Origin of the sequence: Sphingomonas soli NBRC 100801 (assembly GCF_001591025.1) — a bacterium.
In the GTDB taxonomy this organism is placed as follows: Bacteria; Pseudomonadota; Alphaproteobacteria; order Sphingomonadales; family Sphingomonadaceae; genus Sphingomonas; species Sphingomonas soli.
In genome coordinates, this window is sequence record NZ_BCTZ01000013.1 from 82,045 (window position 1) to 108,280 (window position 26,236).

A 26,236-nucleotide genomic window follows, 5' to 3' on the forward strand; every position below is an offset into this window, starting at 1 on the left:
TCGGAGTAACCCCATGTCCCTTCTCGAAGCCCGCAAGACCTACAAGCCCTTCGAATATCCCTGGGCCTATGAGTTCTGGAAGCGCCAGCAGCAGATCCACTGGATGCCGGAGGAAGTGCCGCTAGGCGAGGATTGCCGCGATTGGGCGCAGAAGCTCTCGGATCATGAGCGCAACCTGCTGACGCAGATCTTCCGCTTCTTCACCCAGGCCGACGTGGAAGTGCAGGATTGCTACCACGAAAAATACGGCCGCGTGTTCAAGCCGACCGAGATCAAGATGATGCTCGCCGCCTTCTCCAACATGGAGACGGTGCACATCGCCGCGTACAGCCATCTGCTCGACACGATCGGCATGCCCGAAAGCGAATATGGCATGTTCCTCGAATATAGCGAGATGAAGGACAAGCACGACTATCTCGGCACCTTCGGCGTCGACAGCGACGAGGATATCGCCAAGACGCTGGCCATGTTCGGCGGCTTCACCGAGGGGCTTCAGCTCTTCGCCAGCTTCGCGATGCTGATGAACTTCCCGCGCTTCAACAAGATGAAGGGCATGGGCCAGATCGTCAGCTGGTCGGTCCGCGACGAGAGCCTGCACTGCGAAGGCATCGTCAAGCTCTTCCACACCTTCGTGCGCGAGCGCGACTGCTACACCAAGTCGGTCAAGAACGACATCATGGACATGTGCCAGACGACGGTGCGGCTCGAAGACGCGTTCATCGATCTCGCCTTCGAACAGGGCCCGGTGAACGGCATGACGCCGAAGGAAATCAAAAAATATATCCGCTACATCGCCGATTGGCGGCTGGGCCAGCTCGGCCTCAAGCCGATCTACATGATCGACGAACACCCCCTCCCCTGGCTCGCCCCGCTCCTCAACGGCGTCGAGCACGCCAACTTCTTCGAACAGCGCGCGACCGAATATTCAAAGGGCGCGACGCGCGGCAATTGGAACGAAGTATGGGATTCGTTCGACAAGCGGCAGAAGGCCAAGGCCGGCCCGGTGGCGAACGAAGACGGCGCTGGGGACGGCGCGGATATGTTCGCGAAAGCGGGAATTGCGGCGGAGTGAGGCAGTTTACTCCGTAATGGAGATAACTACCTCGATTTTGGACCTTCTCCGGTTGACCGCAAGGGATCGGAACAGATACGGAACGGCGTGATCAATGCCGGAGTGGGAATAATGCGGTCGATCGAATTTTGCGCCGGCGCAGGTGGCCAAGCAATTGGCTTGGAACAAGCGGGCTTCAATCACGAAGCACTGGTGGAAATCGAACGCGACTTCGCAAAAAGCCTGACGCTGAACCGTCCTAACTGGAACGTTTCCGCGCAAGATATGAATACGTTCGATGGCCGCCCGTACAAGGGCGTCGAGCTTCTAGCAGCCGGCTTGCCATGTCCTCCATTTTCGGTGGCAGGTAAGCAGTTGGGCGACAAGGACGAACGCAATCTATTCCCGGCAGCGTTGCGCTTAATCGATGAAATCCAGCCGAAGGCGGTAATGATTGAGAACGTGCGCGGCTTCCTGTCCGCTGTGTTCGAGGATTACCGAAATCATCTTAAAAGTGAGCTTCACAAACTTGGATACCACACCGAGTGGAGACTGTTGAACGCATCCGATTTTGGCGTACCGCAGCTTCGCCCCCGTGTGGTCATTGTCGCCCTCAAGAAAGAACTGACCGACCTATTCGATTGGCCGACTGTCCAGCCGCATAATCCCCCGACAGTCGGCGAAACTCTCAAGGATCTAATGGCGGCAAATGGCTGGCGAGGTGCGGAAACGTGGGCGCGCCGCGCTAATGAGATTGCGCCAACAATCGTAGGCGGATCGAAGAAACATGGCGGCCCAGACCTCGGGCCGACCCGTGCACGGCGGGCATGGGCATCGCTAGGTGTCGAAGGCAAAAGCCTGGCCGAAGAAGCACCGCTACCAGATTTCGTCGGCATGCCTCGCCTGACCGTCCGGATGGTGGCGCGCATCCAAGGTTTCCCGGATCACTGGCAATTTTATGGCCGCAAAACCACTGCGTACCGGCAAGTGGGCAATGCGTTCCCTCCCCCTGTTGCCAAAGCGGTCGCAAATTCGCTTCGCATCGCGTTGTCTGTGGGACGACACTTTGCAATAAGGGCAGCTTGAGCCCTTTACTTCCCTCACGCCAGCCACTCCCTGCGACGCACGTCGATTACGAGGACTTGTCGTCGCTAGAGGCCAATTTGCTCTCTGCCGTCGGCGGCCTGCAGCTTTTTGAAGAAAAGCTACGGGGATTCTTCCGCTCCTCTATCGATGAAGTGATCGATACGGCAAGAACCGGCCGGTTCTTTTTCAGTGAGTTGGAAAAGACCGAGAAAACTTATCTCGGCACCAAATTCGAGATAATCCTCCGGGATTGGCTTCAGGTCCCAAAAGGGGTGTTTCTCGATCTGATGGTCGGCGGTCAGGAGGTCGATGTGAAGTCGACCACATCTGGCTTCGGCTGGATGATACCTCCCGAGGCGTTTGAACAGCTGTGCATATTGCTAAAAGTCGACGAAGCGAAGGCAAAATGCGCGGTCGGCTTGGTACGAGCACGATCCAATTACCTAAGGGCGGGTGAGAATCGCGACCTGAAAACGTCTTTTAGCGCATCGGGCCGCTCGAATATCTGGTGGGTCGCGGTTGATTTCGATTATACAAGAAATTTCTGGCAGATCGTAAGCCCCGAAGACCGGCTGGAAATCATGGGCCCGGGCGGCGGATCACAGAGGGTCGCGCTCCTTTTCGAGAAATATCAAAATATCGCGATTTCTCGAGTTCAGATCATCGCAGTTGCTGCCCAAGATGATCCGATGCGGCGAGTGCGCCGGAATGGAGGCGCACGCGACATCCTGGCGCCTAAGGGGATCGCAATCCTCTATTCCGAAACCGACCGTGACATCATGCGCAGTCTCGGTCTTACATTTGGCACCCGCGAGTTCATATCATACGCACCGCAGAACGACGCGGAAGCGATCTTGCTGAGGAACGCTGGGCACATAGATTAAGGCTACCGATAAACTAAGCCCGGAATGGCGCACATATGGGCGCGGTCAAATGCGAGGAAATGAACCCCGAACTAGCTGGGCGGCACACAGCCTCCACCTTGGGACACCGCAATAGCCGACCCGCCGCCCCCAAACAAACCACTTGCAATGTAGGATTTCGCCTGCTTGGCTAAGGACCGGCGACCCGCCACAGCTCTTTGAAATCGCTGGAAATAACCGGTCTCTAGAACCGCGACCCGCCCCGATATTCGCGCAGTTTTTCTCCCGCGCGAAATGGCGCGTTGGTGTCACCTTAGTGTCACCTTTCGCCGCATCAGGCCCGCAGCCTGAAGCCCTCGGGCGCGCGTGCTTGCTCGCCGCCATGATCGCAATCGCCTTCGCCCAGGCAGATCAGCCGATCATAGCCGCTGCCCGGGCAGATGGCGTGTGCGCTCAAGGGTGCGGGGAGCAGGCCGCGCAGGCGGAAGCCGCGCGGGCGCAGCAGATTGGCGAGCCGGCGGGGCTGTCGCGCGCCGGCCCAGGTCGCCAGCGCCTTGCCCGCCGCGTCGCCGCCCACGCGCTCGCCCACCGGCTGGTAATCGGCATAGGTCAGCTTGGGATAGAGTGTCCGCGCCAACGTCTGCACGAAGCCCGGCATCTGCGGCCCCGGCGGCAGATGCGGCACGGGATCGCCCGAGAGTTCGTAGCGGATGCAGGCGATCCGGCTCGCGGCATAGCTGCGCGCAAAGGCCGAATTGCCCGCGCGTGCGGCGGCGATCGTCGCCACGCTGATCGGCATCCCGTCCCAGCAGCTTTGCCGCGACGCGCGCATCGCGAAAAGGTTGGCGAGCGCCCCGCCCTTGCTGTGGCCGGTGACGAACAGGTGCCGCGCAGATCGCCGGTCGAGCAGGCTCTGGTCGAGCATCGCCTGCACCGCGGTCTTCAGGCCGGGTCTGCCGTCCAGATCGCCCCACAGCCGCCGCATCGAATCCGAAAAGCCCAGATGCACGCCGCCGCCATACAGCGGATCATCGACGCAGAGCGACAGCGATCCGTTCAGCCAGTCGAGCACCGTCTGCCACTCGTCATGGCCGCTGAAAAAGGGCGGCAGCGATCCGCGAAAAGCGATCACCACGCCTTCGTTGACGCGGCCGACCATCGCCTGGTCGATCCCGCGCGCGATCACCACCGGTGCCTCGATCCAGCCGACGCGGCGGTGCTGGACTTCCATCCGGGGCTGATAGGCCTGCGATGCCGCGTAGAGCATCCGTCGTTTCATGCACTGTTTCATGCCGCACCTCTGCCGCCATGGCCGGTCTTCGCGCAATTACGCGCAATTCCGCTTACGGATTCAACCGGAAGCACCTCGCTCTGCCGCGCGGCAGGCGAACGGAAGCTGAATGGAAATGCGTGCGCGCGATCAGGCTGTGGCGCACCAGGGCTGGCGCCGCCCGGTCCAGCGCCGGGCAAGCCCCTCCGCTACGAGCTGCTCGCCGAGCGATTTGCCGCCCCGCGTCACGATGCGCAGCGCCCTGCCATAGCGATCGGTGGCGCGCTCGGGCGTGACCAGCGTCACCGGCCCGGCACTGAGCAAAGCCTGCAACCGCCGCGTCGCCGCTTCGCCCAGCCGTGCCTCTTCGGGGCAGCGCGCCGGGTGCGTCTCGGGCGCGTCGATATCGGCCACGCGGATCTTCTGGCCATCCATCCAGAAGGTATCGCCATCGACCACACAGTCCCTGCCGCCGCCCGTGTGGCAGAAGCGGAATTCGCGCGCGGGGGCTTCGTCTGCGGCGGCGGCCACCGGTCGAGCGGAGGGGCCGGAGGGCGCGGCCAGCATCCATCCGCCAGCCGCGGCGGTGCCGATCAGCAGGGCTTCGAGCAGATATCGCATGCAGGCGATTCTGCGGGCACGCGGCTAACAAAGCGTGTGCAAGCGCCTCCGCCGTGGAGCTTTCATGCGGGAATCGCGCCGGTTTCGGAGGGAAACTCTATTTCGGCTTGCGATAGGTGTCATGGCACCCGGCGCACGTGCCGTTCACGACGCCCAGTTGCGCAGCGAAGCCGGCCTTGTCGCCTGCCCTGGCGAGGTCGGCCAGCTTGGCGGTCGCTTCGGCATAGGCCGCCGCGCGTGCTTCGAATCCGGCGCGGTCGGTCCAGATCACCGGCAATGCCTCCGATGCGTCGGACGTGCTGCCGGCGGGGAACATGCCCGGCAGCGCCGCCGCCCAGCGGGCCAGTCCGCGCGTGGGGAAGGCCAGGGTCTTCACATCGTCGCCGCGATCGACCGCCGCCTTCAGCCCGCCGAATATCCCGGCGGACATCAGGAACGCCGCCTTGCGCCCGGCAATCACTTCGTCCTTGGCGTCGGGTGCCACGGCATTGTCGCCTCGCGCCGATGCCATTGCCGATCCGAACAGCAACGCTGCGCCTGCCAGAGCCAAAGTCGAATGCCGCATGATCGTTTCTCCCCGAATTTGCTGCCACGCTACCGCGCACACGGCATCGCCGCAATCGCGATCAACTGCCTCCATTTCGGAGATGCTTGCCGCCAAAACGGAGGGAAGCGGGCTATGCTGCGGGGCATGGCGAGCGAAGATGCCCCCGTCCGGATCGAGTTCGCATGCGAGCGTTGCGGGGGCACCGCCGTGACGCGCGACGCCTGGGCCGAATGGCATGTGCCGTTCCAGGTCTGGACGCTCAGCGAAGTGTTCGACTTCGCTTTTTGTCACCAATGCCACCGCGATACGCGGCTGGTCGTTCGCCGAACCAATTAGAGCCGCATCAGCCCTCCACGCCCAATTGCCACAACACGAACGCCATTTCGTCCGCCGCTTCCTTCAGGCTCTCCCAGCGCCCCGATTTGCCGCCATGCCCCGCGCCCATATTGGTCTTGAGCAGCAGCACGTTGCCGTCGGTCTTGGTCGCGCGCAGCTTCGCCGCCCACTTCGCCGGTTCCCAATAGGTCACGCGCGGATCGTTGAGCCCGCCGGAGATGAACATCGGCGGGTAGGCCTGGGCCTTCACATTATCGTACGGGCTGTACGAGCGGATCAGCGCAAAGGCGTCGGGATCCTCGATCGGGTTGCCCCATTCGGGCCATTCGCCGGGAGTGAGCGGCAGGCTTTCGTCGAGCATGGTGTTGAGCACATCGACGAACGGCACATCGGCGACCACCGCGCCCCATAGTTCGGGATCGCTGTTCACCACCGCGCCCATCAGCTCGCCGCCCGCCGAGCGCCCGGCGATCGCGATCCCGCCCTTATGGGTGAAGCCGCGCTCGATCAGCCCCTTCGCCACATCGACGAAATCGTTGAACGTATTGGTCCGCTTCTCGAGCTTGCCGTCGAGATACCATTGCTGCCCCAGATCGTCGCCACCGCGGATATGCGCGATGGCAAAGGCCATACCGCGATCGAGAAACGACATGCGGCTGGTCGAAAAGCCTGGCGGTATCGCATAGCCATAGGCACCATAGGCGTAGAGATAGAGCTTGCCGCTGCCGTCCCTCGGAAAGCCCTTCGGATAAACGATCGACACCGGCACCTCGGTCCCGTCGCGCGCGGCGATCTTCAGCCGCTCGGTGCGGTATTTGCCCGCATCATAGCCGCTCGGGATCTCCTGAACCTTCAGGACCTCCAACTCGCCTGTCGCGACGTGATAGTCATAGACCGTCCCCGGCGTGACCATCGACTCATAGCCCAGCCGCAGCTTGTCGATGCTATATTCCGGATTGTCGCCCGTCCCCGCGACATAGCTCGCCTCGGGGAATGCGAGCCGCACCGGCGGAACGCTCGGATCGTAGCGATGCAGCTCGACCTGATCGAGCCCGTCCTCGCGCCCCTCGACGATGAAGAAGTCCGCAAAGCACTCGACACCGGTCATGTAGAAATGCTTCGAAGGACCGATCCGCTCGACCCACTCGCCGGGTACCTCGACGCTGGCGGTCACCAGCCGGAAATTCGGATCGACATCGTTGGTGTGGATGAAGAGCGTGCCGTCATGCTCATCCACGTCATATTCACGGCCGGTCTTGCGCGGCGCGACGAGCTTGAGCGGCGCGGCAGGGTTGTCCGCCGGTAGCAGATAGACCTCGCTGGTGACGTGATCCCCGGTCGAGATCAGCAGCCATTTGCGCGACTGGGTCTCGCCCACCGAGACACGATAGCCTTCGTCCGCCTCGCGGAACAGCTCGACATCCTGTTCGATCGGCTCGCCCAGCTTGTGCCAGCGCGCGTTGTCGGTTCGCCACTGCTCATTGGCGACGCCGTACAGGAACCCCTTCGAATCCGCGGTCCACACGATCGCCGACAGCATCCCCGGGATCGTGTCCGGCAGCAATTCGCCACTCTCAAGATTCTTGACCCGAACCTCGAACCGCTCGGACCCGTTATCGTCCACGGCATAAGCCAGCCAGCGTCCATCAGGGCTGACCACCGCTGCACCGAGGCGGAAATACTCCTTGCCGGCGGCCAGCTCGGGCTCGTTCAGGATGAGCTGATCCTCGCCGCCATCCACATGCCGCCGCCAGTGCCGCGGATATTCGCCGCCGGTTTCGTAATCGGTCCAGTAGAGCCAGTCGCCATCCTTTTGCGGAACGGTCGACTCGTCCTCCTTGATCCGCGCGCGCATCTCCTGGAACAATGTCTCGGAGAGCTGCTTGTGCGGTGCCATCACCGCTTCGAAATAGGCGTTCTCTTCCTCAAGATAGGCAAGCACGTCCTTGTCGGTGACTTCCGGGTAGCCCGGATCTTTCAGCCAAGCCCAGGGATCGTCGATAACGACTCCGTGGCTCTCGAAACGATGGGGGCGGGTGGCGGCAATCGGCGGGTTGGGATAATCGTGCATCCCCCTCCTTAGCCGAGCCATGAAGGCCTCGCCAATCGCATTGCGCCCCGGTGAACCGTTGTCCGGCATGGCAGGAACTTTTCGCGCGGCGCGTCTGTTTCCCGGCCATGAAGCCTATTCAAATGTTCGCAGGTGCCGCTCTGGCGCTCGGTCTCACCCTTGCCTCCACGGCCCCCGCTTCCGCCCAGTCAAGGCAACAGCGCCCGGGTGCACAGGCGCAGTCCGACATGGCCGCCTTTCCGCGCGCCATGCGCGGCGAGCGTCAGCACGTTATCCGCCTGCCGCGGCTTCCGAATGAGGATGTGGTCAAGGTCGAACTCATCGCCGGCAAAACGATGAAGATCGACTGCAACAATCACATGATGAGCGGCCGGATGGAGGAACGCACCGCGCAAGGCTGGGGCTATAACTATTATGTGGTGCAGGATTTCGGCCGTGGCGCATCCACGCTGATGGGCTGCCCGCGCGGCGCCAGCCGCACTGCCTTCGTGCGCATCGGGGATCAGCCGCTGATTCGCTATAACAGCCGCCTTCCACTGGTGGTTTACGCGCCTGCTGACGCCGAAATTCGCTACCGCATCTGGCGTGCTGAGCCGGAGCGTTTCGTTCGCTAATCCTTACCTCTTCGCGGCGGCCTTTCCTTCCCCGGGGCCGCCGCGTCTTTTTCAATAGTCGCTTACTCCGGCGATCGCTCCCATAGCTTCCACACCTGCTCGCCGATCACGGTATCGGCATAGGGTTTGCCGCGCGCGTCCTTGCTAGGCGTGTAGCGGAAGCGCTGACGGATCAGTCGACATGTTGTCTCGTCCAACGCCGCGTTGCCACTCGATTGCGTTACCGTGCAATCTGTCACGCGCCCGTTCACCCCCACCGTAAAGCGAAGATAGACGGTCCCTTGCGCGTTCACATCGAGCGCAGCCTTGGGATAGTCTCGATTGGTGATCCGTCCGCTACGCAGCCGCAGCGGCGTATCTCCGCCGCCACCACGCCCATCGCCAAATCGCCCGCTGCCCGATCCGTCGCCTTCTCCGCCCGCCCCCGTGCCCGGCCCCGCCACCGGGGCCGCGCCAGATGTCGCCTCATTGCCCTGCGCAGGGGTCTCCGCCACGGGCATGGTCGGCGGCGCAGGCAAGACTGGCGGTGGCGCGGCAATCTCTGTGGCGCGCGAAACCAGATTGGGTGGCGCTGCGGCACCTTCCTCACGCGGCGCGCGCTCCGCCTTCCGCTCTGGCTCGACCTCGGGCGGCGGCGGATCCATCGCGAAATCGAGCAGCGGCATCCCCCGCCGTTCCATCGGCGCGATATCCACGCGCAGCCCGCGCGCCAGCGCCAGGATGATAAGGCCAGGCAGCACCACAGCCCCCGTGGCGCTCAACGCCCGGCTGCGGCGATTGGTGTACGCATACATGCTGGCACAATGCGCGTGACCGCGCCTGCGATCCCCTGAACGGCAGGTTGTTTCCTGTTCATGCAACCAGTCGACGGTTGATCGGGTTTAACGTCAGTCAGTTCACAAGTCAGGGATGTAAGCATGCGTAAGATGATCTTCACTCTCGCCGCCTTCGCAGTGGCGGTCCCCGTCGGCGTCTCGCTTCCGGCCGACAGCGCCGAAGCGCAGGCGCGCTCGTCCCGCTATTATGCGGGCACCAACTACAGCAAAGCACGCTACAAGAAGGTCTGCCGCCGCTCGTCGGGCACCACCGGTCTGGTAGCGGGCGGCGTCGCCGGTGCGGTCGCGGGTCCGGCGATCATCGGCGGCGGCCTGGCCGGCACGGTGGTCGGCGGTGTTGCCGGCGCGCTGGGCGGCCGCGCGATCGATCGCACGATCACCGAAAAGCAGCGCTGCCGTTACATCCGCCGCCGCTAAACGGGTCACGGCTCCGTTCTTCCGTTCGCGTGAGGAGCGGAGCCGCGCTGACTTCAATAGCTGCCTGGCGGCTTGACCAGCGGCGGCGCGCGTCTCGACCAGCGGACACCATAGGTCGATCCGCACCATTCCGACGCACGGTACCACGCCTTTGTCTGACGCCCGCGCACCGCCCGAATACGGCAGACGACGTGCGCATTTGTCGCAATGCGTGCAAAATAGACGATAACCAGCGGGCCATTATCCGCCGAGACGCCGTGATACCCGGCGGTGCCGTTTTTGCCGAGCACGCCCTCCTGAACCCCGCGCGAAGAGGCCAGTCCCGCCCGCTCGACCAGCACGCGCGCATAGGCTGCGCCGTTCGTTCCTGCAGGCACCAATATCCGCTCCGCGATGATGCCCTCCATCCCCCCTTCCTTGTCACGCAAGGTTTCGATGATGCGCGGCCCTGCTTGCGGCGGCACGATGAGCAACGCCAACGACAGCATCATCAACTGCCCCTCCCCCGCGCCGTAACCGGCCAGATCGCGACGACCTGTTCTCCAGCGATCACATGATATCTATCGTAGAGATTCACCGTGGGGTCACAATGCGGCGGCATCAGCACGATCCGTTCCGCCAGACCCGGCAGCACATCGCCGATCACCGCGCCCTGCTCATCGCCCATGAATGCGTAGCGCCCCTCTGCGCCCGCCAGCACCTCTGGCATGCCGGCATCGGTCGCCAATGCCTTGAGCCCCGCATCGATCGTCACCCGGCCGTGCGTGTTCGCACTGATAACGCTGGCGTCGACGAACAGCGAAGGCTCGAACACAGGCCCGCCCAACTCGCAATCGCGATATTCGCGGTCGAGAAAGATATAGCTCCCCACCTGCAATTCGGTGAGCACGCCCAGTTCGGCATCGATCGCGAAGCTGCCCGTGCCGCCGCCTGTGACGACCGGCACTGCGATGCCCGCGCCGCGCAGCGCATCGAGCACGGTGCGCAGATAAGCGGTCTTCTCCGCCAGCACCGCGCGGCGATCGGCGGCGACCGCGACATGCTGCTCCGATCCGCAATAGAATTGCACTCCGCCGATTTCCCCGATCGCCCGGGCCAGCGCCACCGCAGCCTCGGGCGAGGTGACGCCGGTGCGGTGCACGCCGGGATCGACATCGACGAACAGGTGCGCGCCGCACCCGGAAAGCGCGCGCGCATTGTCCGGGTGATCGACCACCACCGAAAGCCGGATGCGCTGCGCCAGCACCCGTAGCCGCGCGATTCCGCCGGGGGTCACCACGGGTGAGGTCAGATGGATGTCTCCCACCCCGTCCTCGGCCAGCGCCTCCGCCTCCCCCAGCTTGGCGCAGCAGATTCCGATCGCCCCCGCATCGATTTGCCGCCGCGCGATCTCGCCCGATTTATGCGTCTTGGCATGGGGCCTTAGCGCCAGCCCGTGTGCCTTGGCGAACGCCGCCATAGCCGCGATGTTTCGCTCCATCGCTCCGGAATCGAGCACCAGCGCGGGAGTGGCCAGATCGGCACGGGCAAAGGGCAGGTCGGTCATCACCGCTGCATATCAGCCCTGCCAAAGCGCTCCATCCCCCTCCCTCTCCCGCATACCACGAGAGGGAAACTCCCGGATTTGCCGCTCTCCCCCGCAATGACTAGATGCATCCCCATATTCCGCGCGTAGATCCCCCCACGCGCGCCCGACACGCAAATACTGGAACACGCCCATGTCCACCTATGCCGATCGCCTTCAGGCCCTTCGCCAACAGCTTCAGGCAGACCGGCTCGACGGCTTCGTCGTGCCGCTTACCGATGAGCATATGTCCGAATATGTCGGCGCTTATGCCCAGCGCCTCGCCTGGCTGACCGGATTTCAGGGTTCGGCCGGTTCGGCGGTAGTCCTGCCGCACGAAGCCGCGATCTTCACCGATGGGCGCTACACGCTCCAGGTCCGCCAGCAGGTCTCCGCCGATCACTGGCAATATGTCCCCGTGCCCCAGGTCAGCATCGCATCCTGGCTCGGCGAGCACGCCCCCGAAGGCGGCCGCATCGGCTATGATCCCTGGCTGCACACCCGCGCCTGGGTCGAGGAAGCGCGCCGGGCGCTGGCCGAACGGGGTGCCGAACTCGTCGCGGTTGACACCAATCCGATCGACAAGGTCTGGCCCGACCGGCCGGCGCCTTCGGACGCCCCCCTCTCCGTCCATGACGACGCTGCCGCCGGCAAATCCTCCGCCGCCAAGCGCGCCGAAATCGCCGACTGGCTTCACGAGCGCAAAGCCGACGCGGTCGTGCTCTCCGCGCTCGATTCGATCGCGTGGGCGTTCAACATTCGCGGCAATGACGTGACGCACACGCCGGTCGCGCTCGCTTATGCCATCGTCAATTCGGACGGCACCGCAGATTTCTTCGTTGCCCCTGAAAAGATGACCGACACGGTTGCGCAACATCTCGGCAACGCCATCCGCGTCCATCCGCGCGATGCGTTCGCGCAGGCACTGGCGGGCTTCAAGGGCAAGCGTGTCGCCGCCGATCCGGGCAGCGCGGTGGCGGCCATTTTTGAAGCGCTCGATGCAGGCGGGGCGAAGGTGCTTGCGCTGCGCGATCCGGTGATACTCGCCAAGGCGATCAAGAACCCCGCCGAAATCGCAGGTCACAAGGCGGCGCAGGCGCGCGATGGCGCGGCGCTCTGCCGCTTCCTCAAATGGTTCGAGGAAGCCGCGCCGCAGGGCGGCCTCACCGAAATGTCGGCAGCCGACAAGCTGCAAGCGTTTCGGGAGGAAACCGGCGTGCTTCGCGATCTGAGCTTCGACACCATATCCGCCACCGGCCCCAATGGCGCGAGCCCGCATTACAAGGTCACCGACGAATCGAGCCTGCCGATCCAGCGCGGCCAGCTCTACCTGGTCGATTCTGGCGGCCAATATGCCGACGGCACCACCGATGTGACTCGCGTCATGCCGGTGGGCGAGGCGTCGGACGAGATGAAGGACCGCTTCACCCGCGTGCTCAAGGGGCATATCGGCATCGCCACCGCGATCTTCCCGGACGGCACGGTGGGCGCCCAGCTCGACAGCTTCGCGCGCGCCCCGCTCTGGGAAGTCGGGCTCGATTACGGCCACGGCACCGGCCACGGCGTCGGCTCCTATCTCTCGGTGCATGAAGGCCCGCAGCGAATCGCCCAGCCTTTCTATCCCGGCGGCCAGTCGCTCGAGCCGTTGCGCGCCGGCATGTTCCTCTCGAACGAGCCCGGTTATTACAAGGCGGGCGAGTATGGCATCCGGATCGAGAATCTCGTTCTTGTCGTCGAAAAGGCGATCGCGGGCGCCGAGCAGCCGATGCTCGCCTTCGAAACGCTGACCTTCGCTCCGATAGAGCGAACGCTTATTTTACCTAAGCTGTTGACTCAAAACGAACTTGCCTGGCTTAACGACTATCATGCGCGGGTGCTTGCGATTGTCGGCCCGCAATTGAGCGGGGACGAGTTGGAATGGCTGGAAGCGAAATGCGCACCGGTAAGCTGATGTGGTTCGCGGCGGGTGCCGCGGCGATGGCGATCTATCTCCAGGGCCCGCATGCGATCATCGATCGGGCCTATGCCATGGGTCATTCCGCGTCGGAGTGGGTCCGGACGCGCTGATTTGCTTCCCCGGCCTGTTCGCGAGCCTGGGCCTTTCGCTTGCGCAGATTGGCCCGCAGCGCCTCCGCCAGACGTGCTTTCTTCTCCGTTTCGTTCATGTGCATGCGATAAACCGCGCATGCTCGGCTTGACAATCAGCTTCCCCCAAGCACATAGGCCCCTCCCGCTCGGGCCCAGGCCAGAACGAGTGCTGCCGTAGCTCAGTGGTAGAGCGCATCCTTGGTAAGGCTGAGGTCGTGAGTTCAATCCTCACCGGCAGCACCATTTTCCCCCGGAAAATCAATGATTTACCGCCGCCTCCCGGAGAGGCGGCGGAGGATCATCCCGCAACTGGAAGCATATCGGAAGCAACAGGATTCGCAGCGCCGGACAGCGCCGCGTAGGAAAAGTGCCCGTACTTGGCAGGTTTCGTTCGCAGATCGTGGCAGCAGCGGCTTTGCCGTTGGGGCTGCGCCGGTTCGATCTCCTTTTCTTGCGTATGCAGTCAGTCCCGTTGCTACCGGGTTCCGCAAGCAACGCCGGGTGAGCACGAAGGCTCTTCGCCGCGCAGGTACAAGTCTGCGGCCAGACGACGCCAAGCGGACCACGATAATTGCTCAAAGTTGCAGATTTTACTGCCAGCCCTTCTCCAAGGCGCGGCGCGCTATCGAAGCGAACCAACCCGAGCTAATTTCGAACCTGTTCAAGGTTACGCCAGCCTGAACCATAGTTACTGGCACACATGATCGTGATCGAATGGACTCCTGCGCACGGGTGGGGGCCATTTTGTGCCAGTCAACTAGCAGATTAGCCGCTTTGACGAAGCAGCAACTACAATTACTTGTTTACAGCGAAAGGGTTTGGCGCAATCTAGCGCCCATCAACGCTCGACCGACTCCCTTGAGAAGTTGCTCGGCCATGAGCCCAGTATGGGGCGCTTCCGGGGGGCACGCGGGTTGAGGCCTGCGCCCGCGAGCGGCCAGGGTAGCCATGCCGCGTTTTCAGATCGCCGAAGTCTTTGTCGAGAATGCGTGTTCCGCACCGACGCGAGATGCTCTGTACGATGCACTGGTCCAATGTTGCTCGGACATGGGCGTGCGATACTTTGCTCTTACCCATCATATCGATTTCGGCAGAGAGGCGGGGCCCGCGGTCCGGCTCCACAATTATCCGGCGAGCTGGGAGGCGTGGTTCGATGAAAAGGGCCTCGGCCGCACCGATCCGATTCACCGCGCGTGCAATCTGGCGGGCGTCGGTTTTGCATGGTCGGCGGTGCCTCGAATGATCAAGCTGACTGCGGACGACCGGTGTGTGCTCGATCGTGCCTATCAGATCGGAATCGGGGAAGGCTTCACGATTCCCGCGAGCGTTCCAGGCGAAGCGCTGGGCTCCTGCTCCTTTGCCGTCGATGCAGGCCAGCCCTTTCCGGAGCAATTCCAGTTCGTGTGCCAGCTCATCGGAGCCTTCGCGTTCGAGGCGGCCCGCCGGATTTCCGGCTCCCGCATTCTCTTCGCGGATCACGGGCCGATTCTGACCGACAGGCAGCGTGACTGCGTGCTCTGGGCGGCACGCGGCAAGACCGATTGGGAGATCTCGGTGATCCTCGGCGTCGGCCATGAAACAGTGATTCAGCATCTGAAGCATGCCCGCGAGCGGTACGGCGTCCAGAAGCGCGCGCTCCTCGCGGTCCGGGCCCTGTTCGACGGACTGATCAGCTTCTCCGATATCCTGAAGCACTGACGCAATCCCCATTTCTTGGAATATCGCGGCCTGGCACTGATCGGGATGCTTGGCCCCTCGTCACTTCGAGGGGTTTTGCGTCATGGTTCTTCTCGTCGATTCCACGGTCGACTCCGTTGCCGATATCGCGTTCCGGTCAATGTTCGCCGCGCGAAAGAGCGTCTTCATCGATCTGCTCAAATGGGACCTGCCTGTTCTCGACGGGCGCTACGAGATCGATCAGTTCGACGACCAGCACGCGCGCTATCTGATTATCACCGATAGTGCGCACGAGCATCTGGCGTCGGCCAGGCTCCTGCCGACGACGCGGACCCATATCCTGGACGGCCTCTTCCCCGCGCTGTGCGCCGGCGAAATCCCGCGGGGTCCGCGCGTCTGGGAGATTACGCGGTTCTGCCTGGGCCGGCAGCTTCGCTCCGCCGAGCGCCGCCAGGTCCGCAACCAGCTCGTCTCTGCGCTGGCCACGCACGCGCTCGATACCGGCATTGAGACCTATACCGGCGTCGCCGAGATAGCCTGGCTACAACAGATCCTGAGCTTCGGCTGGGACTGCCGGGCGCTAGGCGAACCCGTTCGCAACCAAGGCTGCCTGCTCGGCGCGCTCGAAATCACGATCACACCCGAGACGCCGGCCGCGCTGGCCGAGGGCGGCGTCTGGTCGCCCCTCACCGCCCACGAAATGCCGGCGCGCCGCGCCGCCAACGCCTGAGGTATCGCCATGACACAAGTTCCCAACGCCAAGCCTGCCGGCTACGACGCCGCGCTGGACCTCCTGATAACTCAGGGATGGTGCGTCATCCCGAACGCGCTGCCGCGCGAGACGGTCGAGTCGCTCGATGCGGATCTCGCGCCGATCTACGAGGCGACGCCCTTCTGCGAGGGCGATTTCTATGGCGGCCGGACCAAGCGGTTCGGCAGCCTGCTCAAGCGCTCGCCCCATGCCGCAGCGCTGGCTATGGACGACCTGATCCTCGCCGTCAGCGAAGCGGTACTCTCGCCATGGTGCGACACGCTCCAGCTAAACCTGATGCAGGCAATCGCGCTGCACCCTGGCGCACCGGCACAGTTCCCGCACCGAGACCAGGACATGTGGCAGGGGGTCAAGGGCGAAGTCGAGTATCTGGTCAACGTCATGTGGCCCCTGACGCCGTTCACGGTCGAGAATGGCGGGACGATTCTCTATCCCGGCAGCCACGGCAACGAAGCGCTGAGCGACGCTATGCCCGAGCGCTCTATTGTCGCGGAATTCGGGCCGGGGGACGCCTTCCTCTTTCTCGGATCGACGCTGCACGGTGCCGGCGCCAACCGAAGCACTGAAATCCGTAAGGCTGTGGTGGTGAGCTACTGCCTCGGATGGCTGAAGCCGTATGAAAACCAGTGGCTCGCCTATCCACCTGCGATCGCTCGCGGCTTCTCCCCCGAACTCGCTGGTCTGGTCGGCTACCGCCAGCACCGCCCCAACCTCGGCAATTACGAGGGCGTATGTCCGTCGCACCTCCTTACAGGGAACCTCCCGGTCCATATCGGGGCTGTCGACGCTCTGAGGCCAGATCAGGCCGACGCCGTTCACGCACACCGGGTGGCACAGGAGGCTGCCGCATGAGTCCGGTTCAGGCGATGGAACGCAGCTATTCTGCGCTCAAGCAGATGCTGCGCGAGGGGCGCTATGCGCCGGGCGCTCGGCTGGAGGCCAATCGACTCGCCGACGAGCTTGGCGTGAGCATGACCCCCGTGCGCGACGTGCTGCATCGTTTGGTGGGCGAGCGCCTCGTCGAAGCAAGCAGCGGGGAGGGGTTTCACGTCCCTCGGCTTTCGGAGGCAGGCCTGCGTGATCTGTACGAATGGCATTCAGCGTTAATCCTGATCGCCGTTCGAACAACGCGGGTTGAAGAAGAACGTCGATCGGATGAGATCCCCGCGACCCTTGCCGACGCGGCGCAGTGGACGTTTGAGCAAATCGCCAGCGGAGCGCCCAATCGCGAAGTGCGCGCTGCCGTCGCAAGTGCCTCTGATCGCCTTCATCCGTTTCGCATGATCGAACACAAGGTTCTGGAACCCATAATCGGCGAGCTCGACGAACTCACGATCCGATCACCAGGTCAGGCGCCCGCTATCAGGCGCTACCATCTGCGGCGCATGCGCGCCGTTGCCGAATTGCTCGAGGTCCAACGAGCCGAGCAAAGCACGAGATTATAGTCGGATTATAATCTTCTTATAGTCGAGCGGACGGTCAACGCTCCGACGGTCGCATCCCGCGACAAGGAGCATGACCATGGACCGCGAAGCCACCGAAGTCGCCGATCTCATCGATCTGGGCACCGCCAGCGCCGAGACGCAGGGGTCGGACGACCACCTGTTCGACAATCTCGGCAAGCAGCCCCCGATGGGCCTGTCGAACGACTGATGGGCACGCCGGTCCGGCATGTCGCCGGGCCGGCGCTGTCGCTATACGGATGAGGCTGCAGCTCCATTTGCAGACCGTCCGCTCCCGCCCTCGCGCTAGTTCCAACGCATTCCTGGGCCATTTCTCGCGTACTCTAAGGTCACACCAGCCGACGCGATGTTGGCGGACAGAGCGCGGATTATAACTGCATTATAAACTTCTAATAATCCGGAGGGGGTCTGATCCTTTTCCTGTCGCATCCCGCGACCGGAGAATGACCATGGACCGCGAACCAATCGAAACCGTCGAGCTGATCGACCTCGGCGCAGCGAGCGTCGAAACCCAGGGTGCCGACGACATCTACGTCGACCAGCAGGGCAAGCAGCCCACCCTGGGCCTGTCGAACGACTGACCGCAGCGCGTCGGTCCGGCCACTGGCCGGATCGGCGACGTTGGACATTCGGGGGCCACGCAGCATGTTCTGGCGAATCCTACCGCATGCGACCGAATGCTCGGCATCCGACAAACTGTTTCTTCTCGACCTGCGGCAGGACCGGTATTTTGCCGTTCCGGAGGCACTGGCGGGGTCCATGCTCGAATGGCTCGATCGCCGATACGCCTGCGCGCCGCCTCACGATATTCGCGAATTGCTGGCTCGCGCGCGAATCTTGCGCGACGGCGATCCCGATCCGACCAACGCCCTCAAGGAGCGCGTTACATTTCCAACCGAGCTGGAGAGACCGAGCGGCGCAGATCATCGCATCATTGGACGCCTCGCTCTTTCCGCGCTGATCGCAGGGACATGGACGAAGCTGCGGGCGCGGTCTTTGCAGGGGGTATTGGCCAGCCGAGCGGCGCGACCTGCTTTGCCGGCTCGTGGCCACCGCAACGAGATATCGGCAATCGCGGCCAGTTATGACGAGCGCCGGAGCAGCACGCCGATTTCACGGAATTGCCTGCTCGACTCGCTGGCGCTCGACGCACTACTCGCCCGGCACGGTTTCGGGGCGACGCTGGTTTTCGGCGTGTGCGCGACACCCTTCGGGGCGCATTGCTGGCTCCAAACGCCCGAGCTGGTTCTCAACGACAGCTACGACCATGTGGCCCGCTTCACACCGATCCTCGCACAATGAACAACAGCGCCTATGTCGTCATGTGGAGCGAGGCCGAACGAACTTCGAGCAGCAGCCGCTTTGCAGACGAGCTACGCCAGCGACACGCCTTTAAGGTCTTGGTCGACACCCCAAGGCTGCTTGTCCTCGGCTTGGCCGGTGCCCCGCACCTCCTGCTTCCACGCTGCCAAGGCATCCTGTGGGGGCACCTGTTCAGCAGGGCGGCGAGCGACCGAATCGTGTCCGATGATGGCGACGCGCTTGCCAATGGCGCGGCCGAACAGTTCCTCGAGGACTATTGGGGCGGGTATGTTGCAATCCGCACGCGGTGCAACGGACTCGAAATCCTGCGCGACCCCTCCGGTGCTGTCGCGTGTTATCATGCCGAGGTTGACGGGACTCATATTGTCACTTCTCGGCCTGACCTTTTGTTCAGCCTCGGTCTGATGAGACCGGCGATCGACTTCACCATCGTTGCTCAGAGCCTGGCTTATAGCGATCTCCGGCCAGCGACGACGGCGCTTCGCGGTGTCAGTGAAATCCTGCCCGGTGTCGCGATCAGCCTAGATGGCGGCAAGATCACTAGCCGTTGCGCATGGTCTCCTTGGGCGCATGTCGATGGAAACTCCGACACCCGGGAGTTCACACCTGCGGTCGCGAAACTGCGGGACGTGATTAAGGTAACGCTTCGGGCGTGGGGCGGCGCCTTACCCCGGCCAATGCTGGAGATCTCGGGCGGACTGGATTCGTCGATTGTCGCCGCTGGTTTCGGCACCGAAGCTGGAACCAAGTGTCTGACCTTCGGCCCGGCTATTGGCGATCCTGACGAGCGGCCTTATGCCCGCGCCGTCGCCACACATCTCGGGCTCGACCTCGTGGAGCTGATGCCCATGGTCGAACTGGTCGATCTCACCCGTTCCGATGCGCACCACCTTCCCCGCCCCTGTGCCAGAGGCTTTTCGCAGGCGCTCGATCGACCAATCCAGGACTTGGCGGCAGATCTGGGCGTGGATGCATTCGTCGGCGGCGGCGGGGGCGACAGCGTATTCTGCCACCTTCAATCCGCACTGCCGGTAGTTGATCGCCTTATGCACGAAGGTCCGACGAAAGGAGTGCTCGATACGGCCCGTGAGATAGCCAGCCTGTCTCGGACAAATACCTGGCAAGTCCTGCTAGTTGCCGCGAAGCGCTGGGGAAGGCGATCGAGCCGGATGCCGAAGCCGAGGCCGAACCGCTTTCTGGCGGAGTCGGTTTGGCGTTCCCTGCCATGGCCTGCGGGCAACCCATGGTTGGAGGCACCCCCAGGTGTCCCGCCTGCGAAGAAGCGGCACGTCTGGTCGCTGATCGGCATTCAGAACCATCTCGAGGGCTATGGCCGGGAGGCGATGGCACCGCTGATCTCGCCGCTCCTCTCTCAACCGATCGTCGAGACCTGTCTCGGCATCCCTAGCTGGCTGTGGTCTGTCGGTGGCAACAACAGGGCGCTGGCCCGCGAGGCGTTTCGCGGCATGCTCCCCAATTCCATCATCGATCGCCGCACAAAGGGAGGGTTCGACACCTTCGTCGTCCGCCTGATCGAATCGAACCAGGCGCTAATCCGGACCATGCTGACCGAAGGCACCCTCGCCAGGGAAGGCTTGCTGGATGGCCAGGCGATCGCCGATTTCCTCAACAGCCGCCTGGCCGATAACGAAGGAGTCGCCGAATTGTTGGCGCTCGTGGACGCAGAGGCTTGGGTAAGTAGCTGGCAATCTGCTCCGTCATATTTTTGACGGTCAGCGTAACCGATCGATGTGCGCAAAAGCTCTCATATGGCGTGACTAAGGTAGTTGCCGCGCTGGGAGGTGTTGCATAATCTGCCGTTCAGCAATGCGCCCCAATTGCGGTCGTTCCGACCAGGCCAGTTCATTCCTGAAAGCAGTCGTTCGATCGTGCTCGACTGCTCGGGTCATGGAACCCTGCACTGGAGCTTTCCGCATCCGCTCGATCACGGTCGCTCACTGCCCAGTCGGCGCGAGGGGAAACGCTAGATGAACGGCCTCGCGAGCCCTTCCCTTTATTAGCGCTTTCTGCCGGTCCTGTGGTCAACGCGGAAATGGAAGCCACAACCTCTTCGGGAACGGCATAATGCACGAAGTGCCCCTGATGCGGCACTATGCGCAGCTCGGCACCGCAACTCACGGGCAAGCCGTTCAGCGTGCTTCGGCGCATGCGTGACGAGGTCGCCCTCTCCCGCCATGACGATCACCGGCAAGGCCAGATCGCCATCGCGGCGAACCAGTGCGATCGCTCCAGGCACCATCATTGCGCCTTCGGCGGCCGCAGCGCGCTTCTTTGCCGGGCGCAGAGCCAAGCCCCCGGAAAATCGATCATCTTGTCGGACACCGACGCGCGAGCGAATCTGAACTTCAGCGCCGCCAGTCCGGTCGCGATTCCCAGAAGCGGGGATATCGTCATCGCCACCAGGTCGCCGGGGACCGGAAGGACGGAGAGCGAGGCAAGGAGCGGATCCTGCTCGACTGGACGACCGCGCGAATTCGCTTCGCTCCCGCGTTCGCCGCCTGGTACGCGAGGCACCGACGCTGGCGCGGGGCGGCTATCGCGACCTGCTCCAGCGACGAGCGTAAGCGTCGGATGCTCGGATCGGGGGTGTCAGAAACTGAGGCTGGATCGGCGGCGACCGATCGTGCCCGGTTGCCGGTCATGACGTTCGCTCCCGTCGCTTTCGCGCGGCCCGGCGCACGAGCGCATTATTCGCAAGCGTCCAAACGCATACGCCGACGAGTAATGCGATCACGCTTGTAAGAATGTAGGTGATGAAGAGGTGCAGCTCGATGTATAATTCCCACGTCCCCGCTCGCGGCGCACGGGGGCGATTAGAGATGGACTAGAACGCAATCTCCAGAGCGGCGGTTTCCCGCCGCTCTCGCTGCTTGCTCTATCGGCAGCGGACAGTACCGCGTTCGATCGCCCGACCTGCAACGCCGCCGGCGGCGACACCAACAAGGGTTGCGAGGACCTGGCTGTCGCCGCGCGCGATGGTGTTGCCGAGTAGCCCGCCGGCGGCCGCGCCGATGATCAGCCCAGTGGTCCCGTCCGGACGGCGGCAATAATAACGCCCGTTCTGGCCGCGGTAGACGCGGTCGTCGGCGGTTAGCGTGCGGGCCCGATAGTAGCTGCCGCTGCGATAATAGCGCCCGGCATCATAGCCATCCCTGCCGGGCTCACGACGATCCCAATCATAGTTGCCGTATCCGCGCCAGCCGCGATTCGCCTGCCGCGCGTGGCGATCGGCTTGCGCCAGATTGCGCGCATACTCGCGCCGAGCCTGTCGAACCTCACGCGGGTTGTCCGCATCGCGCATATCCTCGCGATACTGCCGGTCGGCCGCGCGGACGTCCTTGCGTTGTTCGCTGCGAGCCTCATCGGACTGCGCCAACGAGGGCACAGCCGGCGCCGCGACCGCCAATATGGCGGCCGTCCAAAACACATTTCTCATGATTGTTCTCCTGACCTCATATAAGGTCGTGGATAGAACGAACGTCGGTAAGTTATGTTGCGGAAAACAAACTAGGTCGAAAATATAAATGTTTTCGGCTATTAAAAGTCTTAGTTTCATCAGTCGTGAAACCATTTAATATAAGACTCTCTTATATTTATCTCAATTGAACATATAGAATTCTCAACGTGCCAATATTATCCTGACGAGGTCGGGTGCTAAAGGGCCTCACATGGGCGGGCCGCAATGCCCCACCGGTCAAGAAGGTCGCTGCAATTGGGATGCCGACGCGATGGCGCGGTTCGGCTCCCGCTTCAGGCGTCCGACAATTCCGTATGGCTGACCGAGACCGTCGTGCCGGGATATCCGCCCTCCGTCTCGACCGTGGCATCAAGCTGGTTGGCGAGCGCCTCGACGATGCTGGTGCCGAGGCCTGGCCTGGCCGCCGCCAACGCTTCCGGCGTGCCAACGCCATCGTCGCTGACCGACAGGGTCCAGTCCGGCCCATGCGCATGATAATCGACGAGGATCTTGCCGCTGCGTTCGCCTGGGAAGGCATGCTTGAGCGCGTTGATCACCAGTTCGGTGACGATCAGTCCGAGGCTGACCGAAACGTCCGCGTTCACGCTGCTGCGATCGGCAGTGACCGCGATCGCGATCTGATCATGATCATGGATCATCGATGCACCGAGGCTCTCGCAGAGTTGTGAGAAATATCCGCGAAGCTCCACATCGCCCAGTCTCGACGCGGCGAGTTGCTGCTGGAGGGTGGCAATCGACATGACCCGATGGTGGGCATCGTGGAGGTGGCTGCGCACCTCCTCGGACTGCACCCGTCGCGCACTCTGCATGAGCACGCTGGCGATGATCTGCAGGCTGTTGGCGACGCGATGTTGGAGTTCCTGAAGCAGGATCGCCTTCTCGCGCAGCAGATCGTCCTTGAGCTTGGCACTGAGCCGCGCCTCGGTGACGTCGCAGATCGTCAGGAGTAGGCGGACCTGCTGGACAGCGCCATAGTCGAGCTTCCGGGCGTTGAGGACGAGCCGGCGCGGCGCGGCATCGCCTTTGAGATCCATCTCATAGGCGTCGATCCTGGCGAGATCCGCAAGGGCGACGCCGAGCAGCGAGCGGAGCTGCGGTACGTCCCACTCGCCTGCGCCGAGGTCGAACAGGGGGCGTCCGGCCACGTCTTGCGGCTCGAGCGCGAAGGCGCGGTAGAAGGTGTCGCTGGCGGCGATGACGGCGAGGTTGCCGTCGAGCAAAAGCGCAGGCGCGTCGGAGGAGGCTAGGATCGCCAACGCCAGATTGTGCGCGACGTCGGGATGAGCTGTCGGGTTCATGGAATTCCCCCTTCCGGGGAAAACCGGCAAGCTCTCGGGAATGAAAGCTATTCCGGATAGTCGCGAGCCGTTCATATCTCGGCCATATCGACTCACGGCTACACCATAGCATGGTCGGCGCTCCGCCCGGCATGAATTCGGCAACGGCCCAGACCGCCGAGGCGCGGGCGCCGATCAGCACCGCTCAGGAGCCGTTCAACGTCGATGCGAGCTGGTTCGACGAGGTCGCCGTTTCTCCCATGCCGATCATCAGGCCACGGATGATTTTGCGATCCGGCCTTTAACTCCGTCGTGAGACAGTCCGGAGGGAATCACCGTGGCCGGTTGGCCCAGCCGGAGGAGACCACTCGAGTTATCGCGGGATCTCGCCGCGGCGTCGCTGCCAGCGATCGAGCAGCCGCAGCGCCGGTGTCACGGTGATGCCGTGCAACAGGATCGAGGCGAGCACGACGCCACCCACCATCGCCCAGAGCCGCTGAGGCTCCGCAAAGGAGGCGTGATTGAGCGCGAAGGCGAGATAGTAAATCGAGCCCATCCGGCGGATGCCGAAGAAGGAAATCACCAGCTGCTCGCGCCAGGGCAGCTTCGATCCGACCAGGCTGAGCAGGCCCGCGGCGGGGCGCGCCACCAGCAGGGCGCCGGCGACGAACACGAGCATCCACGCGTCGAACGCAGCGAGCAGGCCCCCGAAGACCACAATGCCGCCGAACAGGATCAACAGCAGCATCATCAGCAGCCGCTCCGCCTCTTCGGCGAACCCATGCAGCCGGTCGTGATAGTCATGATCGCGACTGGCGTTGCGGAGCGCCAGCGCCGACACGAAGACCGCCAGGAAGCCGAACCCGCCCAATATCTCGACCACGCCATAGGCAAGCAGCGTCACCGCCAGCGCCACGAAGCCGTCGCCGGTGCGAGACAGGCTCGCCCGCGTCGGCAGGTGGAAAGTCAAGTAGCCGAGCCCGCGTCCGATGGCGTAGCCCCCGACCGCCCCGAGGAGTGTCTTCCACAGAAGGTCGTGCCCGAACCACGCGAGCAGATCGCCGCGCCCGAACGATGCAGCACTGAGAGCGATCGCAAGATGGACGAAGGGGAATGCGAAGCCGTCGTTGAGACCGGCTTCCGACGTCAGGGCGAACCGCGCTTCGTCCTCTTTCCCTTCGCCGGGACCGCCCACCTGGACGTCGCTCGCAAGCACCGGGTCGGTCGGCGCGAGCACCGCCGCGATCAGCAATGCCGCCGCCAGGCCAAGTCCCAGCAGCCCCAAGGCCAGCCCCGCGACGATCACCATGGTGACTGGCATCGCGATCCCCAGCAAGCGCCAGGTCAGCATCCAGCTACGCAGCCCAATCATCCGGTCGATCTTCAGACCTGCGCCCATCAGCGAGATGATCACGACGAGTTCGCTCAGTCGCTCAACCAGGATCGGGAATTGCAGCGGGTGAACCGCGAAGGGTCGAAGTGGGGGCAGCGCGAACAGCGTAGCACCCGCGCCCACGCACAGGATCGGCAGCGACAGCGGTGCCCTGCGCAGCAGCATCGGCAACCACGCCGTCAACAGCACCAGCACGCCGCCCCCTGCGAGCAGTAGCACGTACAAGTGGTGCGAAAGCTCCAACGAATTTCCTTCCGCCGCGGCGCTCAGCGCATCAGGCCCGCGGCGCGCAATGCATCTTCGATTATGCGTTCAACGTGGCGGGAGGCCCTCTGGGGCCGAGACTGCGCTTCGCGATGATTGGCGGGCACGGCCATGCCCGGGCTTGGCGGCAGCGCCGGCTCCGGTCGCCTTTCCGCTTGCGCCGTGACCAGACCCCAGAAACTTGCGGTGCGCCGGGTCGAGGAAATTCCGGCCTCGAGCATGTACGGCCCAGGGACCCCGCAGGCATTGGCGCCCGAGGTGCTGAGCGGAGTGCCGTGGCCGAGGCCGCCGATGCAATATTCCTCGATCACGTCGCGCCCATGGGCATCGCGCCAGACATTGCGAAGATGGCCGTCGACGTGCTCGACGGCGGTCCGCTCGCACGCGATGCCGTGAATGGCTCGCCATTGCTCGACGATCAGCGCCGAATTCGCATGGCTCACGCTCGCGTCGCTGTCGCCATGCCACACCGAGATTCTCGGCCATGGGCCCTTGTGTGGTGATGCACCGGTTACAAGCCCGCCAAGCGCTGCCGCCGGAGGCCCGCCATGCGCTCGCATGCGATCGAAGGCCTCGGGAATCGACGCGGCCGTGCCATAGGGAAGGCCAGCGATGATCGCGCCACCGGCGAACACGTCGGGATAGGTGGCGAGCATGACCGACGTCATCGCGCCGCCCGCCGAAAGTCCGGTGACGAAAATGCGGGCGGGATCGATTGCGTGCTCCGCGACCATCGCCGCGACCATTTGACGGATCGACAGCGCCTCACCGCAATCGCGCTGCGTGTCGCCCGTATTGAACCAGTTGAAGCAGAGATTCGGATTATTGCTGCGCTGTTGCTCCGGGTAGAGCAGGGCGAACCCCTGTTCGTCGGCGAGCTGGGACCAGCCCGATCCGTGGTCGTAGCCGGCGGCGTTCTGGGTGCAGCCGTGGAGCACGACCACGAGGGCCGCGGACGAACCTAGCGACTGAGGAACATAGAAGCGACCTCGAAGCGCGCCCGGATTGGAGCCGAACGCGGGGAGGTCGGAGAGCCGATCTGCGCCGGCGCACCCAGTCGCACCGGGTGCGATCTTGCTTCGCAATGCGGAAAGGCGGTTCAGGGTATCGTTCAGATTTCGCACGCGGCGGTCTCCTGGCCACGGCGGAAGCCCTGACGTGCGTACAATCCTGGAGTGAATTGCTGCACTGCACAATGTCGTGG

29 protein-coding genes and 1 tRNA gene are annotated in these 26,236 nt (G+C 63.5%); 19 read left to right on the forward strand and 11 right to left on the reverse strand.

Features of this window, described 5'->3' with window-relative positions:
- Positions 1-13: 13 nt before the first annotated feature.
- The 3 genes from SSO01S_RS09730 to SSO01S_RS09735 all read left to right on the forward strand — a co-directional run bounded on the left by SSO01S_RS09730 (position 14) and on the right by SSO01S_RS09735 (position 3,021).
- Positions 14-1,072, forward strand: a complete 1,059-nt coding sequence (locus SSO01S_RS09730) for a ribonucleotide-diphosphate reductase subunit beta (protein WP_066798494.1) — start codon at positions 14-16, stop codon at positions 1,070-1,072.
- Positions 1,073-1,183: 111 nt separating this feature from the next.
- Positions 1,184-2,137: a DNA cytosine methyltransferase gene (locus tag SSO01S_RS17250; protein ID WP_174520776.1), complete on the forward strand. Its 954-nt coding sequence runs from the start codon at positions 1,184-1,186 to the stop codon at positions 2,135-2,137.
- Between the two features lie 77 nt (positions 2,138-2,214).
- Positions 2,215-3,021 carry a NaeI family type II restriction endonuclease gene (locus SSO01S_RS09735; protein WP_169798341.1) on the forward strand — a complete coding sequence of 269 codons (807 nt, stop codon included), beginning with the start codon at positions 2,215-2,217 and terminating at the stop codon, positions 3,019-3,021.
- Positions 3,022-3,334: 313 nt separating this feature from the next.
- On the opposite strand, the gene SSO01S_RS09740 is transcribed toward SSO01S_RS09735, so the two are convergent.
- The 3 genes from SSO01S_RS09740 to SSO01S_RS09750 all read right to left on the reverse strand — a co-directional run bounded on the left by SSO01S_RS09740 (position 3,335) and on the right by SSO01S_RS09750 (position 5,456).
- Entirely contained in the window at positions 3,335-4,291 is a 957-nt protein-coding gene (locus SSO01S_RS09740) for a lipase family protein (RefSeq protein ID WP_083942948.1), read from the reverse strand.
- A 129-nt stretch (positions 4,292-4,420) separates the two neighbouring features.
- Entirely contained in the window at positions 4,421-4,891 is a 471-nt protein-coding gene (locus SSO01S_RS09745; RefSeq protein ID WP_083942949.1) for a thermonuclease family protein, read from the reverse strand.
- Positions 4,892-4,988: 97 nt separating this feature from the next.
- The gene (locus SSO01S_RS09750; protein ID WP_169798342.1) at positions 4,989-5,456 is read right to left on the reverse strand and encodes a c-type cytochrome; all 468 of its coding nucleotides are present in this window, start codon (positions 5,454-5,456) and stop codon (positions 4,989-4,991) included.
- A 114-nt stretch (positions 5,457-5,570) separates the two neighbouring features.
- Between SSO01S_RS09750 and SSO01S_RS17740 the strand changes: the two genes are divergently transcribed.
- Positions 5,571-5,774 carry a hypothetical protein gene (locus SSO01S_RS17740; protein WP_169798343.1) on the forward strand — a complete coding sequence of 68 codons (204 nt, stop codon included), beginning with the start codon at positions 5,571-5,573 and terminating at the stop codon, positions 5,772-5,774.
- A gap of 7 nt (positions 5,775-5,781) precedes the next feature.
- Here SSO01S_RS17740 and SSO01S_RS09760 read toward each other — a convergent pair whose 3' ends face one another.
- On the reverse strand, positions 5,782-7,845 hold the full coding sequence (locus tag SSO01S_RS09760) for a S9 family peptidase (RefSeq protein ID WP_083942951.1): 2,064 nt from the start codon (positions 7,843-7,845) through the stop codon (positions 5,782-5,784).
- A gap of 50 nt (positions 7,846-7,895) precedes the next feature.
- On the opposite strand from SSO01S_RS09760, the gene eco reads away from it, so the two are divergent.
- Positions 7,896-8,459 (forward strand): serine protease inhibitor ecotin, encoded by a 564-nt coding sequence (gene eco / locus SSO01S_RS09765; RefSeq protein ID WP_218000358.1) that lies wholly within the window; start codon positions 7,896-7,898, stop codon positions 8,457-8,459.
- A gap of 62 nt (positions 8,460-8,521) precedes the next feature.
- On the opposite strand, the gene SSO01S_RS09770 is transcribed toward eco, so the two are convergent.
- Positions 8,522-9,253: an energy transducer TonB gene (locus tag SSO01S_RS09770; RefSeq protein ID WP_245646713.1), complete on the reverse strand. Its 732-nt coding sequence runs from the start codon at positions 9,251-9,253 to the stop codon at positions 8,522-8,524.
- 123 nt (positions 9,254-9,376) lie between these two features.
- Between SSO01S_RS09770 and SSO01S_RS09775 the strand changes: the two genes are divergently transcribed.
- Positions 9,377-9,712: a hypothetical protein gene (locus SSO01S_RS09775; protein ID WP_066798500.1), complete on the forward strand. Its 336-nt coding sequence runs from the start codon at positions 9,377-9,379 to the stop codon at positions 9,710-9,712.
- A gap of 53 nt (positions 9,713-9,765) precedes the next feature.
- Here SSO01S_RS09775 and SSO01S_RS09780 read toward each other — a convergent pair whose 3' ends face one another.
- A complete protein-coding gene (locus tag SSO01S_RS09780) occupies positions 9,766-10,203 on the reverse strand; it encodes a hypothetical protein (protein WP_066798501.1) in 438 nt (145 codons plus the stop codon).
- Positions 10,203-11,258, reverse strand: a complete 1,056-nt coding sequence (locus SSO01S_RS09785) for a DSD1 family PLP-dependent enzyme (RefSeq protein WP_066798502.1) — start codon at positions 11,256-11,258, stop codon at positions 10,203-10,205. Before SSO01S_RS09785 ends, SSO01S_RS09780 begins: the two co-directional genes overlap by 1 nt.
- Before the next feature lie 172 nt (positions 11,259-11,430).
- Here SSO01S_RS09785 and SSO01S_RS09790 point away from each other — a divergent pair, with 172 nt between their 5' ends.
- The 12 genes from SSO01S_RS09790 (at position 11,431) to SSO01S_RS18080 (ending at position 21,184) form a co-directional block, all read left to right on the forward strand.
- Positions 11,431-13,227 (forward strand): aminopeptidase P family protein, encoded by a 1,797-nt coding sequence (locus tag SSO01S_RS09790; RefSeq protein WP_066798503.1) that lies wholly within the window; start codon positions 11,431-11,433, stop codon positions 13,225-13,227.
- Complete coding sequence (locus SSO01S_RS17990) at positions 13,209-13,343, forward strand: hypothetical protein (RefSeq protein ID WP_281178694.1); 135 nt, start codon at positions 13,209-13,211, stop codon at positions 13,341-13,343. Before SSO01S_RS09790 ends, SSO01S_RS17990 begins: the two co-directional genes overlap by 19 nt.
- A gap of 189 nt (positions 13,344-13,532) precedes the next feature.
- Positions 13,533-13,607 (forward strand) — tRNA-Thr (locus SSO01S_RS09795).
- Between the two features lie 705 nt (positions 13,608-14,312).
- A complete protein-coding gene (locus SSO01S_RS09800) occupies positions 14,313-15,062 on the forward strand; it encodes a helix-turn-helix transcriptional regulator (protein WP_066798504.1) in 750 nt (249 codons plus the stop codon).
- A gap of 82 nt (positions 15,063-15,144) precedes the next feature.
- Positions 15,145-15,771: an acyl-homoserine-lactone synthase gene (locus SSO01S_RS09805; protein WP_066798505.1), complete on the forward strand. Its 627-nt coding sequence runs from the start codon at positions 15,145-15,147 to the stop codon at positions 15,769-15,771.
- A gap of 9 nt (positions 15,772-15,780) precedes the next feature.
- Complete coding sequence (locus SSO01S_RS09810; protein ID WP_066798506.1) at positions 15,781-16,665, forward strand: phytanoyl-CoA dioxygenase family protein; 885 nt, start codon at positions 15,781-15,783, stop codon at positions 16,663-16,665.
- Positions 16,662-17,258 (forward strand): GntR family transcriptional regulator, encoded by a 597-nt coding sequence (locus tag SSO01S_RS09815; RefSeq protein ID WP_083942952.1) that lies wholly within the window; start codon positions 16,662-16,664, stop codon positions 17,256-17,258. Before SSO01S_RS09810 ends, SSO01S_RS09815 begins: the two co-directional genes overlap by 4 nt.
- A gap of 76 nt (positions 17,259-17,334) precedes the next feature.
- The gene (locus SSO01S_RS17560) at positions 17,335-17,466 is read left to right on the forward strand and encodes a benenodin family lasso peptide (protein ID WP_169798344.1); all 132 of its coding nucleotides are present in this window, start codon (positions 17,335-17,337) and stop codon (positions 17,464-17,466) included.
- A 259-nt stretch (positions 17,467-17,725) separates the two neighbouring features.
- Positions 17,726-17,857, forward strand: coding sequence for a benenodin family lasso peptide (locus SSO01S_RS17565; protein ID WP_169798345.1), 132 nt, complete (start codon positions 17,726-17,728; stop codon positions 17,855-17,857).
- Positions 17,858-17,921: 64 nt separating this feature from the next.
- Entirely contained in the window at positions 17,922-18,578 is a 657-nt protein-coding gene (locus SSO01S_RS09820) for a lasso peptide biosynthesis B2 protein (protein WP_066798508.1), read from the forward strand.
- Entirely contained in the window at positions 18,575-20,329 is a 1,755-nt protein-coding gene (locus SSO01S_RS09825; protein WP_066798509.1) for an asparagine synthase-related protein, read from the forward strand. The genes SSO01S_RS09820 and SSO01S_RS09825 overlap by 4 nt, the downstream gene beginning before the upstream one ends.
- 747 nt (positions 20,330-21,076) lie before the next feature.
- Positions 21,077-21,184 carry a DNA -binding domain-containing protein gene (locus SSO01S_RS18080; protein ID WP_369404247.1) on the forward strand — a complete coding sequence of 36 codons (108 nt, stop codon included), beginning with the start codon at positions 21,077-21,079 and terminating at the stop codon, positions 21,182-21,184.
- 311 nt (positions 21,185-21,495) lie between these two features.
- On the opposite strand, the gene SSO01S_RS09835 is transcribed toward SSO01S_RS18080, so the two are convergent.
- Positions 21,496-22,056, reverse strand: a complete 561-nt coding sequence (locus SSO01S_RS09835; RefSeq protein ID WP_066798511.1) for a glycine zipper 2TM domain-containing protein — start codon at positions 22,054-22,056, stop codon at positions 21,496-21,498.
- A 314-nt stretch (positions 22,057-22,370) separates the two neighbouring features.
- Positions 22,371-23,396, reverse strand: a complete 1,026-nt coding sequence (locus SSO01S_RS09840) for a sensor histidine kinase (RefSeq protein WP_066798512.1) — start codon at positions 23,394-23,396, stop codon at positions 22,371-22,373.
- A 110-nt stretch (positions 23,397-23,506) separates the two neighbouring features.
- Between SSO01S_RS09840 and SSO01S_RS17575 the strand changes: the two genes are divergently transcribed.
- Positions 23,507-23,680 carry a hypothetical protein gene (locus SSO01S_RS17575; RefSeq protein WP_157073716.1) on the forward strand — a complete coding sequence of 58 codons (174 nt, stop codon included), beginning with the start codon at positions 23,507-23,509 and terminating at the stop codon, positions 23,678-23,680.
- Between the two features lie 68 nt (positions 23,681-23,748).
- On the opposite strand, the gene SSO01S_RS09845 is transcribed toward SSO01S_RS17575, so the two are convergent.
- The gene (locus SSO01S_RS09845; RefSeq protein WP_066798513.1) at positions 23,749-25,011 is read right to left on the reverse strand and encodes a cation:proton antiporter; all 1,263 of its coding nucleotides are present in this window, start codon (positions 25,009-25,011) and stop codon (positions 23,749-23,751) included.
- A 23-nt stretch (positions 25,012-25,034) separates the two neighbouring features.
- Positions 25,035-26,156 carry an extracellular catalytic domain type 1 short-chain-length polyhydroxyalkanoate depolymerase gene (locus tag SSO01S_RS09850; RefSeq protein ID WP_066798514.1) on the reverse strand — a complete coding sequence of 374 codons (1,122 nt, stop codon included), beginning with the start codon at positions 26,154-26,156 and terminating at the stop codon, positions 25,035-25,037.
- Between the last annotated feature and the right edge of the window lie 80 nt (positions 26,157-26,236).